The following is a 10,918-nucleotide window of genomic DNA, read 5'->3' as shown; positions in this document are numbered from 1 at the left end:
CGGCCGGTGTCGACCAGCACCCCGCGGTCGGCGCCCATCGCCAGCGCGTAGCGCACCTGCTCCTCGGTCTCCGGCGGCCCGACGGCCAGCACCGTGGCGGTGCCGCCGTGCGCCGAGACGAGGCGCACGGCCTCCTCCACGGCGCACTCCTCGTGCGGGCCCAGGGTGAATCCGAGGTGCCGGGTGTCGACCGTGCCGTCGCCCTGCAGCGGCACCTTCGCGCCGAAGGCCGGCACCCGCTTGACGCAGACCAGCACGTCCATTCCACACCTGCCTTCGCTCACGACTTCATGCGTGTGTCGTCCGGGTCGAACAGCGGGGCGCGGCCCACCCGCGCCACGGTCACCGGGTACCGCTGTTCCATGTAGCGCACACCGAGTTCGGTGCCCTCCACGGCGACCGTCGGCGGCAGGTACGCCATCAGCAGGTGGGTCCCCAACGACGGGGCGGAGCCGGCACTGGTGACGTACGAGCCGCGGCCCTTGCGGTCGACGATCCGCTCGCCCTCCGGGGTGACCACCGGCTCGCCGCCCTGCGGGTAGCGGACCACGCCCGACGGGTCGGTGTGGGTCTCCGGAGGGCCCATCAGCAGGCTGCACAGCAGCGCGGCGGGCTGGTCCTCGCGGGCGCGCAGGTAGGCCTCCTTACCGATGAAGTCGGGGGACTTGACCTTGGGCAGTGCGAGCCCCGCCTCGACCGGGTCGTGCTCGGCGTCCAGTTCGGCGCCCATCAGCCGGTAGCCCTTCTCCAGTCGGCCGGTGGTGCCGTAGACGCCGATCCCCGCGGGCACGAGTCCGTGCGGCTGTCCCGCTTCGGCGAGCACGTCCCACAACCGGGCGCCCTGTTCGAACGGGGCGTGCAGCTCCCAACCGAGTTCGCCGACGTAGGACACCCGCAGCGCCAGCACCGGCACTCCGCCCACGACGATCGACCTGGCCGTGCCGAACGGGAATCCCTCGTGTGACACGTCGTCGTCGGTGACCGCGGCGAGCACGTCCCGTGCCCGCGGCCCCCACAGGCCGAGCGTGCACACCGCCGAGGTGACGTCGGTGAGGGTGGCCGCGCCGTCGCCGGGCAGGTGCCGGGTGAACCAGAACAGGTCCCGGGCACCGTCTGCGCCGCCGGTGATCACCCGGTAGTGATCGGTCGCCAGCCGCGCCACCGTGAGGTCGCTGCGGAAGCCACCGTCCGGGGTGAGCACCGGCGTGTAGATCAGCCGGCCGACCGGACGGTCCACCTGGGCGAGCACCATGTGCTGGAGCCAGTCGCGGGCCCGGGGTCCGCGGACGTCGAACTGCGCGAACGCGGACAGGTCGATCATCGCGCAGCGCTGCCGCATCGCCAGGTGTTCGGCGTCGGTGATCGGGGACCACCAGCGCGCGTCCCACTCGCGCGCGCGGTGCTGGACCTGCGCGCCGAACTCGTCCAGCAGCGGCCGGTTCGACTCGTACCAGTGCGGCCGCTCCCACCCGCCGACCTCGAAGAACTCGGCCCCGCGCGCGACCTCGCGCGCGTGGAACGGGGACAACCGCCTGCCGCGGGCCGAGTCCCACTGTTCCCGCGGGTGCACGATGCCGTAGATCTTGTTGAATCCCTCGTCGGCGCGGGCGCGCACGACGTCCTGGGTGCGCTGGTGCGGGTAGAACCGCGCGATGTCGGCGCCGTGCAGGTCGACCTCGGTGGTGCCGTGCGTCATCCACTCGGCCAGCACCCGCCCGACGCCGGGGCCCTCCTTGATCCAGACCGCGGCGGCCGACCAGAGTCCGGCCACCTCCGGGGTCTCCCCGAGCACCGGCGCCCCGTCCGGGGTCATCGACAGCAGTCCGTTGATCGCGTGCCGCACCCCGGCCTCGCGGTTGTCCAGCACGGACCCGAACAGCTCCAGCGCGTCCTCCAGCTGCGGGTCGAAGTCCTCCTGGGTGAACGGCAGCTGGGTCGGCGACAACGCGGCGGACTCGATCGACGGAATCTCCTCGGCGCGGTGCAGGATCGGGCGGTGGGCGTACGAACCGACCTCCAGGTCCGCCCCGCTCTGCCGCTCGTACATCATCGCGTCCATGTCCCGCACGATCGGGTAGGCGATCTCGGTGTGGGTCTCGGCCAGCTCCGGGATCGGCCCCACGTCGATCATCTGGTGTACCGCCGGGGTCAGCGGGATGCGCGCGCCCGCCATGGCCCCGATCTTCGGGCTCCACACACCACAGGCGAGCACGACCGTGCCGGTGGCGATGTCCCCGGCGTCGGTGGACACGCCCCGCACCCGGCCGTCCTCGACGTGCACGCCGGTGATCTCGGTGTTCGGCAGCACGGTCAGCGCCCCCTGCGCGAGGGCCTGCTGCCGCATCAGCGCCCCGGTCTGCAACGGGTCGACCACGGCGACCGACGGGGTGTGGAACCCGGCCAGGATCAGATCCCGGTTCACGAACGGCACCAACCGGGCCACCCGGTCGGCGTCGACGAGTTCGGACTCGACGCCCCACGCGGTGGCCGAGGCCATCCTGCGCCGCAGTTCCTCCACCCGTTCCGGGGTGCGGGCGATCTCCACACCGCCGCAGGTGGTCAGCGTGCCGAGCTTCTCGTACTGGCGCATCGAGTCCAGCGTCAGCGCGGTGATCTCCTTGGAGTGGTCCACCGGGAAGATGAAGTTCGACGCGTGCCCGGTGGAACCGCCGGGGTCCGGCAGCGGCCCTTTGTCCACGAGCACGATGTCGCGCCACCCCGCCTCCGCGAGGTGGTAGCTCACCGAGTTGCCGACGATGCCGGCTCCGATGACGACGACGTCGGCGCGCGCCGGTAGGTCGGTCATCTCGATCCCTCCTTCGTCACGCCAGCCCCACCACCCGGCCGGCGTCGTCGATGTCGATGTTCTCCGCCGCCGGGTACGACGACAGGCCGGGCATGGTGCGCATCTCGCCGCAGATCGGGTACACGAACCCGGCCCCGGCCGAGGCGCGGACCTCCCGCACCGGCAGCCGCCAGCCGGTCGGCGCGCCCTTGCGGGAGGGGTCGTCGGACAGCGACAGGTGCGTCTTGGCGATGCACACCGGCAGCGAGCCGAACCCGCAGCGGGTGTAGCTGTCGAGCTGCCTGCGGGCCGTCGGGGAGAGGTCGATGCCGTCGGCGCCGTACATCCGGCGCGCGACCGTGTCGATCTTGTCGGTCAGCGGCATCTCGTCCGGGTACAGGTGCGTGAACCCCGACGGCCGGTCACACGCGGCGGCCACCGCCTCGGCCAGTTCCGCCGCGCCCTTGCCACCCTCGGCCACGTGCGTGCTCACCGCGCCGTGCACGCCTTCCTCGGCGGCGATTTCCAGAATGGCCCGGTGTTCGCTGTCGAAGTCGGTGTCGAAGGCGTTCACCGCCACGACGGCGGGCACGCCGTGCGCGGCGATGTTGGCCAGCTGTTTGCGCAGGTTCGCCGCACCCGCGCGGACGTCGTCGGGGTTCTCGGCGAGCATCTCCTCCGGCAGGGGTTTGCCGGCCACCACCCGGTGGCGACCGGAGTGCGCCTTGAGGGCGCGCACGGTGACCACCACGACGGCCGCGTCGGGGACCAGCCCCGAGGCCCGGCACTTGATGTTGAAGAACCGCTCGGCGCCCATGTCCGCCCCGAAGCCGGCCTCGGTGACAAGGTAGTCTCCGCCGCGGATGCCGATGAGGTCGGCCAGCACCGAGGAGTTGCCGTGCGCGATGTTGCCGAACGGTCCGCAGTGGACCAGCACGGGCGTCTGCTCCACGGTCTGCATCAGGTTCGGTTTGAGCGCCTCGCGCAGCTGCACGCACATGGCCCCGGCCGCGCGGAGCTGTTCGGCCGTGACGGGCTCGCCGGAGCGGTCGTAGCCGACGACGATGCGCCCGAGCCGGTGCCGCAGGTCCCGCAGCGAGGTGGACAGCGCCAGCACCGCCATGACCTCACTGGCGGCGGTGATGTCGAAGCCCGTCTGCCGCGGGATGCCGTCCTGCCTGCCGCCGAGCCCGGTGACGATCTGGCGCAGGTCCCGGTCGTTGACGTCCAGCACCCGGCGCCAGGTGATCGCGAACGGGTCGAGGTCGAGTGTGTTGCCCTTGTGCAGGTGGTTGTCCACCATCGCGGAGAGCAGGTTGTGCGCCGCGCCCACGGCGTGCAGGTCCCCGGTCAGGTGCAGGTTCATCGACTCCATCGGCACCACCTGGGAGTAGCCGCCACCCGCGGCGCCCCCCTTGATGCCGAAGGTCGGCCCCATCGAGGACTGCCGGATGGCGACGACACCCCGCTTGCCGAGGTGTCCGAACCCCTGCCCGAGCCCGACGGTGGTGGTCGTCTTGCCCTCCCCCAGCGGCGTGGGGGTGATCGAGGAGACCACCACGTACTTCGCCTTCGGCCTGTCCGCCAGCGCACCGACGGCGTCCAGGGAGAGCTTGGCCGCCGTGTTGCCGTACGGTTCGACGAGGTCGGGCCCGAGGCCCATGTCGGCGGCGACGTCGGTCAGCGGTTTGCGCACCGCGCCGCGCGAGATCTCCAGGTTCGACGGCATGTTCTTCCGCCCTTTCTCACTCGACCCGCCTGCGGGTCGTGCCGACCCACCGCGCGGTCGCACCGACTCTGTTGAACGTGTAGAAGTGCAGCCCGGCCACCTCGCACCCCTCCTCGCGACCGCGGGTACCCAGCCGGGCCAGCAGATCCCCGGGCCGGTGGTTCCGGGGACGGGCCAGTCTGCCGAGCGTGGAGCGGTTGGCGCGGACGAACCGCAACGAGTCCCCGACACCGATGCGCGCCCCCACGGTGAGCAGCTTGCCCACCTCGACCGCACCCGGCAGCCCGACCACGACCGGCAGGGTGATCCCGTGCTCACGGGCGCGGCCGATGAACCGGCACACGGCCGTGGCGTCGAAGCACATCTGCGTGACCGTGTAGTCGGCGTAGGCCTGCTTGTCCCGCAGGGCCCGCCACAACACCTCGTCCGGGATCGACGGATGTCCCTCCGGATAGGACGGCACCCCCACCCGGTCGGGTCGCCTGCCCGACTCGGTCATCGCCCGCAGCAGTGCCAGCCCGTCGGGGAAGGCACCACCGGTGTCGGAGACGTCGCCCCCGACGACGAACACCTCGCGGATGTCGGCTCCCTCGATCCGGTCGAGGACCTCCCGCAGGTGCCCGGCGTCCCGGAGCTGTCGTGCCGCGAGGTGCGGCACCGCGCACAGCCGTTGGGCGGTGAGCTTCTCGCAGACCTCCAGGGTCGCCTCGAGGTCCTTCGACGGCGACGACGTGACGGTGACGACCGTCCGCTCCGGCAACATCGCCGTCTGCTCCAGCACCCCGGTCAGGGGCAATACCTCGTAGCGCACGCGGTCGAGCGCGGGACCGAGGGCCCGCAGGCCCTCGGTCGCCCGCCCGCCGGGCTCCTGACGCCGTAGCATGGTCGGCACCCCTTTCCGCCGTCGCTGCTCAGAGCTTCGGCGTCTCCTTGCGGGGATCGATGAACGGCTTCTCGACGACCAGGGCGCCCCGCGCCCCGTCCGGCGTGCCGACGGTGAGTTCGGTGTCGGCGGTGCTGAGCCCGATCGGCACCATGGCCAGTCCGATGTTGCGGTCCAGCCGGGGCGAGTAGCAGGCGCTGGTCACCGACCCCACCGGGGTGGTACCGCCGGAGTAGACCGGGAACGGCTCGATCATCGACCCGTCGTTGTAGCTGCCGAGCGGCCTGCCCCCGATCTCCACGCCGACCATCAGCCTGCTGATGCCGGTCTCCCGCGCCCGCCGCAGGGCCTCCTTGCCGACGAAGTCGGCCTCCTGGTCGAGATCCACCATCCAGTGGTAGTCGTAGCCGACCTCAAGCGGGTTGGTGTCCAGGGTGATGTCGCAGCCGTAGGCGAGCATCCCCGCCTCGATCCGGCGGATGTGGCAGGGACCGATCGGGCGCAGGCCGTGCGGCTCGCCCGCCTCCCAGACGGCGTCCCACAGCCTGCCCGCGTCCCGGGAGGCGTCGTGCAGGTAGATCTCGTAGCCGACCTCGCCGGAGTAGCCGGTGCGGCTGACCACCACACGCATCCCGTCCAGCTCGAACTCGCGCAGCCGGTAGTACGGCACGTCCAGGATGTCGGCGCCGAACAGGTCGGTCATCACCTGCTTCGCCCGGGGGCCCTGGATCTGCAGCGGTGCGACGTCGGCCTCGCGGAGCTCGACGTTCCAGCCGCCGGCGTGGGCCAGGCCCTGCGCCCACAGCCCGACGTCGCTGTCGGCCAGCGAGAGCCAGAACCGGTTCTCCTCCAACCGCAGCAGCACCGGGTCGTTGATGATGCCGCCGTCCGGGGCGGTGACGAAGACGTACTTGCACTGGCCGACGTCGCACTTGGTGAGATCGCGCGGGACCAGCATGTTGGTGAAGTCGAACGCGTCCGGCCCGGAGATCTCGAGCTGGCGTTCGACGCCGACGTCCCAGACCGTCACCCCGTGCAGCAGTGACCAGTACTCGCCGACCGGGTCGCCGTAGTGCCGCGGGTGATAGGTGTGGTTGTAGACGCTGTAGGCGGCCACGCCCCGCTCCCGCGACTTCCAGAAGTACGGGGACTTGCGCAGCCTGGTGTAGAGCATCACGGCCGGGTTCTCGACGACACCGCCGGTGGCGGTGACCGTCGGCGTGGCCGGTGCGGTGGCGGTGTTGTCGAACGTGGGGTGGATGACATCAGCCATGGGGGCACCTCGATTCGCGCCCGGAGTTCCGCGGACGAAGATCACGGAAAGGACGAGTTGTCGCTGAAGTTGTTGCGCTATGTGCATCACGTTGTGATATACACAACAGTGTGAGACGGCACCGGGGCGGCGTCAAGTACTCCGAAAGGGGTGAAACACCGTCCACGATCATCGGCTCCCGATACCCGGATCCCCACGTCAAGGCGGGTCAACACGCGAATTTGACGACCGGCTCACGGAGCCACGCGAGACTACGCGCGGCGTCCGGGCACCGACTCCGCGTCGTCGGGTGTCGATTCACGGCCCGCGACTGTCGACTCGCGGTTCGTGACCGGCGACTCGCGGGACGGGAGTGTCAGTCCGCGTTCGCGACGCGGACGAACAGGGTGGTGCAGCGGTCGACGACCTCCTCCTCGGTCACCGCCAGTGCGCCGGTGAGCCAGGACGAGAGCACCTGGGCCAGGCCGCCGACGAGCAGTTCGGCGGTGAGGTCGAGCGCCGTCGCGTCGGCGGGCTCCGTGTCGCCGGCGGGACCGGTGGGATCCGGGTCGACGGGGTCCGGGTCGGTGGGGTCCGGGTCGGTGGGGTCCGGGTCGGTCAGGCCGTAGAACTCCCGCGCCTGCCCCACGAGCAATCGGACGAACAGCCGGGTGGAGGCGACCCGGCGGCGGGCCACCACCGCGTCGTCGAGGGCGGGGGAGAACAACAGGTGCCCACGACGCGGATCCTCGGCGATCCGGCGCACCAGCGTGCCCAGGCCCGCGCGCACCTTCGCCTCGGCACCCTCCGCGGCCCGCACCGACTCCAGGGTCCGCTCGGCGATCGTGGCGACCACGTCGTCGTAGACGGCGGCCACCAGCGCGTCCCGGTCGGCGAAGTTCTCGTAGAAATAGCGGGTAGCCAGGCCCGCCTGCCGGCACACGCCCCGCACGGACAACCCGCGGTCCCCCTCGGCCGCCCCCAGCAGTTCCAGTCCGGCCTCGAGGAACCGGGCGTGCCGCCCGGCCTGCCGGTCCGCCCCGGCGACGCCGCCGTAGGTGCGCAGGGAGGTCCGTTCCATACCCCCATCCTGACACCCCACCCTTGACAGTCCCGTGCTCACCACGGTCCACTATCTGCCAACGGTCGTATTCAGATCAGCACCGCGGTCCCCGGGGAGGAGACACCGTGAGCGCCACACCCACGAGCCCGGACACCAGACGGAAGACGATCCTCGGAGCGGGCCTGCTGGCCGGCGGGGCGAACGTCATCATGCAACTCGCGATGCCCGCGGTCGGGTACGGCGTAGTCGAGAGCACCGTGGACAACGGAAACCTCTACGAGCATCCGGTCAAACGCACCCGGACCACCCTGACCTACCTCGCCGTCGCCATGCTCGGCACCGATGAGGAGCGTGCCGCGTACCGGCGCGCCGTCGACCGGCAGCACCGGCACGTCCGGTCCGGCCCGTCGAGCCCGGTCCGCTACCACGCGATGGACCCCCACCTGCAACGGTGGGTGGCGGCCTGCCTCTACAAGGGGGTCGAGGACGTCTACCGGGCGTTCGTGGGCGAACCGGACCCGGCCACCACCGACGAGCTCTACCGGCACTCGGCCGCCCTCGGGACGACGCTGCAGGTGCGTCCCGAGATGTGGCCCGCGGACCGTGCGGCGTTCGAGCGGTACTGGAAGGAATCACTGTCCGCGATCGACATCGACGACACCGTGCGCGAGCACCTGCTCGGCATCGCCCGGCTGCGGATGTTCCCCCGCCCGGTGAGCCTGCTGTTCGGACGGTTCAACGCGTTCGTCACCACCGGGTTCCTCCCACCGCAATTCCGGGAGAGGATGCGGCTCGACTGGTCACCGCGCCACCAACGGCGCTTCGACCGGCTCATGCGGTTGATCGGCACGACGGTGCTGCGCCTGCCCCGGCCGCTGCGCGAGTTCCCGTACAACGCCTCTCTGTGGGACCTGCGCCGCAGGCTGCGCCGGGGCGCGCCGCTGGTGTGACACCGGGGCGCACGGCCACCGGACGGGCCGATCCCGCTCAGGACGGTAACGCCGCGGCCGCCAACGCGGCCACCTGTTCCGGGCTCGCGATCCGCTCCCGGCTCATCGCCTGATCGTGCACAATGTTCAGCGCGGCGTGCACGGCGAGCCGCACCCGGGTCGACCGCGGCCCGCCCCGCCGGGCGGCGACGAGGCGCACCCACTGGTCGACGTGGTCCCGCTGGGCCCGGCGCAACGCGTGCCGGTCGTTGTCGGGCAGGTTCTCGGACTCGGTGAGATACACCGCTGCGAGATCGCTGTGCCGCAACGCGAAGTCCACATAGGATTCGATCAACCCGCGCAACGCCTCGTCCGCGTCGGCGGAACCGTCGATCGCCTCCCCCGTCGTGACGGCGAGCCGGTCGGTGGCGCGGTAGTACACGGCCGCGAGCAGGTCCGCCTTGCCACGGAAGTGCCGGTACACACTGGACCCGCCGATCCCGGCGGCGGCGCCGAGGTCCTCCATCGTGACCCCGTGGAATCCGCGTTCCCGCAGCGGTCGCGGCGCGGCCACGAGAAGTCGCTCCCGCCGGGAGAGGAACTCGCCCCGCGCCGCGTCCCGGACAGGGGACACCTCCGTGGCCGCGGACGGGAGCTCGGTCCCCAGGACACGGCCGGCGATCTCCCGCAGCCCGTCTCCCGCGGTCCGGGCGGACACCGGGATACGGTGCACCCCGAGACTGGCGATCGCGCTGCAGGCGGCCGACGCGACGGCGAGCGCCTCCTCGGCGGACAGTTCGGGCCGGGCCGCCGCGAGCCGGTCGGCGACCACTCCGAGCACCGTCTCGATCGCCTCGGTGAACCGCGTGTGCTCGGCCGGTGCGAGGTAGCGACTCTCCCGTTGGTACAGCGCGACGCTGCCCCGGCGTTCGACGACCAGCCGCACGCAGCCCCGGATCAGCGCGTCGAGCTGCTCCCACGGTGTCCCGGTCGCCGACCGCGCGCTCGCGACCAGCTCGTCGAGCCGTCCGGAGACCTCCTCGGCCACGTGCGCCAAAATCGCCTGCTTGCTGGGGAAGTGCTTGTACACGGCGGGGCCGGTGATGCCCGCCTCGGCGGCGATCTCGGTGAGTCCGACCGTGTAGTACCCCCGCCTGCAGAACAGCTCCGCGGCGATCGTGGCAATCTGCCATTTGCGGTCCACCCGGGAACCGTCCCGCGTCCGTTCTCGGGTACTTCGTTCGGACATCCTCGCCCTCCGCGGTGAGTAAATCCGGTTCACACCGGGACAAACGACTCTACTCGAGCACCATCCGTGGTCTTGACAAGCCTCACCGCAAGCCCACATGGTTAATCACCATTCGCATCGGCGCGAAGATCGGAGGGTCGCATGACGCACCGGGACCCGACCGGCGCGGAGTCGTTGCCCGGCCCCGGCTCGGTCAGCTGGAGACGGTTCGGCGTCGCGCCCGGTGTCTTCCTCGCGGGCACGGGACTGCTGTTGCAGGTGGCACATCCGGTGGTCGGTGCGGGGGTCCGCGACCACTCCGAGTTCCGCCGCAGGCCGTGGAAACGGGCGTGGGACACCCACCTGTCCACCCTGCGGTTCCTCTACGGCATGGGCGGGGGCGCCGATGTCGAGGGACGCAGGCTCGTCGACGTCCACCGCGACATCAAGGGCGTCGACGACGCGGGACGGCGCTACCACGCCCTGAATCCGGCGGCCTACGCCTGGGTCCACCTGACGCTGGCGCGCTACCTGGCCGACACCGCGGACACGTTCGGCCCCCCGATGGACGCCGACGAGCGGGAGACCATGTGGGCCGAGTTCCGCGCGATCGGGTTCGCGCTGGGCCTGAAGTCGCACCACATGGCCGCGACCTGGGCCGAGGCGGAGGAGGTCTTCGACCGGACCGTCCGGGAGACCCTGGAGGCCAACGACAGCACGACGGACGTGCTCCGGGCGCTGACCCACCCGGCGCGACCGACCCGGATGCTGCCCGAACCGCTGTGGCGGGCGGCGATCCGACCGGCGGGACGACTCGTCCGGTTCACCACGGTCGGGGCGCTGCCCCCGGTCCTGCGGCAACGGCTCGGGATTTCCTGGACCGCCCGGGACGAGCGGGCGTTCCGCCGGTTCGCCCGGGTGGTCGGCGCGGTGCACCGCCATCTGCCGGAGCCGTTGCGGTACGCACCACTGGCGTACGGACTGATCCTGCGCGGCCGCGCCCGGGGACGCACCGCCCGCGGCGGCACGTCCCACGCGCCGGACGACGG

At 71.5% G+C, this 10,918-nt stretch carries 9 protein-coding genes; 2 read left to right on the top strand and 7 right to left on the bottom strand.

From position 1 onward, the window contains the following. The 6 genes from SACHA_RS22945 to SACHA_RS0118055 all read right to left on the bottom strand — a co-directional run. Nucleotides 1-284 (bottom strand): electron transfer flavoprotein subunit beta/FixA family protein (locus tag SACHA_RS22945; RefSeq protein WP_408640332.1); only part of this gene is annotated, 284 nt, incomplete at its 3' end. Further along, on the bottom strand, nucleotides 281-2,806 hold the full coding sequence (locus tag SACHA_RS0118075; RefSeq protein WP_019812063.1) for a GcvT family protein: 2,526 nt from the start codon (nucleotides 2,804-2,806) through the stop codon (nucleotides 281-283). The genes SACHA_RS0118075 and SACHA_RS22945, both read right to left, overlap by 4 nt. 16 nt (nucleotides 2,807-2,822) lie before the next feature. Further along, nucleotides 2,823-4,514 carry a formate--tetrahydrofolate ligase gene (locus tag SACHA_RS0118070; protein WP_019812061.1) on the bottom strand — a complete coding sequence of 564 codons (1,692 nt, stop codon included), beginning with the start codon at nucleotides 4,512-4,514 and terminating at the stop codon, nucleotides 2,823-2,825. 16 nt (nucleotides 4,515-4,530) lie between these two features. Next, on the bottom strand, nucleotides 4,531-5,397 hold the full coding sequence (locus SACHA_RS0118065) for a methylenetetrahydrofolate reductase (RefSeq protein WP_039739719.1): 867 nt from the start codon (nucleotides 5,395-5,397) through the stop codon (nucleotides 4,531-4,533). Between the two features lie 28 nt (nucleotides 5,398-5,425). Next, nucleotides 5,426-6,670, bottom strand: coding sequence for a glycine cleavage T C-terminal barrel domain-containing protein (locus SACHA_RS0118060; protein ID WP_019812057.1), 1,245 nt, complete (start codon nucleotides 6,668-6,670; stop codon nucleotides 5,426-5,428). A gap of 355 nt (nucleotides 6,671-7,025) precedes the next feature. After that, nucleotides 7,026-7,730 (bottom strand): TetR/AcrR family transcriptional regulator, encoded by a 705-nt coding sequence (locus SACHA_RS0118055; protein ID WP_019812055.1) that lies wholly within the window; start codon nucleotides 7,728-7,730, stop codon nucleotides 7,026-7,028. 107 nt (nucleotides 7,731-7,837) lie between these two features. Between SACHA_RS0118055 and SACHA_RS0118050 the strand changes: the two genes are divergently transcribed. Beyond that, nucleotides 7,838-8,662 (top strand): oxygenase MpaB family protein, encoded by an 825-nt coding sequence (locus tag SACHA_RS0118050; RefSeq protein ID WP_019812053.1) that lies wholly within the window; start codon nucleotides 7,838-7,840, stop codon nucleotides 8,660-8,662. A 37-nt stretch (nucleotides 8,663-8,699) separates the two neighbouring features. Here SACHA_RS0118050 and SACHA_RS0118045 read toward each other — a convergent pair whose 3' ends face one another. Beyond that, entirely contained in the window at nucleotides 8,700-9,890 is a 1,191-nt protein-coding gene (locus tag SACHA_RS0118045; RefSeq protein WP_028663322.1) for a TetR/AcrR family transcriptional regulator, read from the bottom strand. Nucleotides 9,891-10,031: 141 nt separating this feature from the next. On the opposite strand from SACHA_RS0118045, the gene SACHA_RS0118040 reads away from it, so the two are divergent. Next, on the top strand, nucleotides 10,032-10,918 hold an 887-nt coding region (locus tag SACHA_RS0118040; protein WP_019812050.1), incomplete at its 3' end, for an oxygenase MpaB family protein.

The organism is Saccharomonospora halophila 8 (assembly GCF_000383775.1).
GTDB classification, from domain to species: domain Bacteria; phylum Actinomycetota; class Actinomycetes; order Mycobacteriales; family Pseudonocardiaceae; genus Saccharomonospora; species Saccharomonospora halophila.
Note: the sequence above shows the minus strand (reverse complement) of the source record. Positions and strands in the feature narration are given on the sequence as shown.

Excerpts from the sequence above, each read along its gene's own strand:
- SACHA_RS0118075 (WP_019812063.1), bottom strand. The coding sequence starts at position 2,806 with ATGACCGACCTACCGGCGCGCGCCGACGTCGTCGTCATCGGAGCCGGC.
- SACHA_RS0118070 (WP_019812061.1), bottom strand. The coding sequence starts at position 4,514 with ATGCCGTCGAACCTGGAGATCTCGCGCGGCGCGGTGCGCAAACCGCTG.
- SACHA_RS0118065 (WP_039739719.1), bottom strand. The coding sequence starts at position 5,397 with ATGCTACGGCGTCAGGAGCCCGGCGGGCGGGCGACCGAGGGCCTGCGG.
- SACHA_RS0118060 (WP_019812057.1), bottom strand. The coding sequence starts at position 6,670 with ATGGCTGATGTCATCCACCCCACGTTCGACAACACCGCCACCGCACCG.
- SACHA_RS0118055 (WP_019812055.1), bottom strand. The coding sequence starts at position 7,730 with ATGGAACGGACCTCCCTGCGCACCTACGGCGGCGTCGCCGGGGCGGAC.
- SACHA_RS0118045 (WP_028663322.1), bottom strand. The coding sequence starts at position 9,890 with ATGTCCGAACGAAGTACCCGAGAACGGACGCGGGACGGTTCCCGGGTG.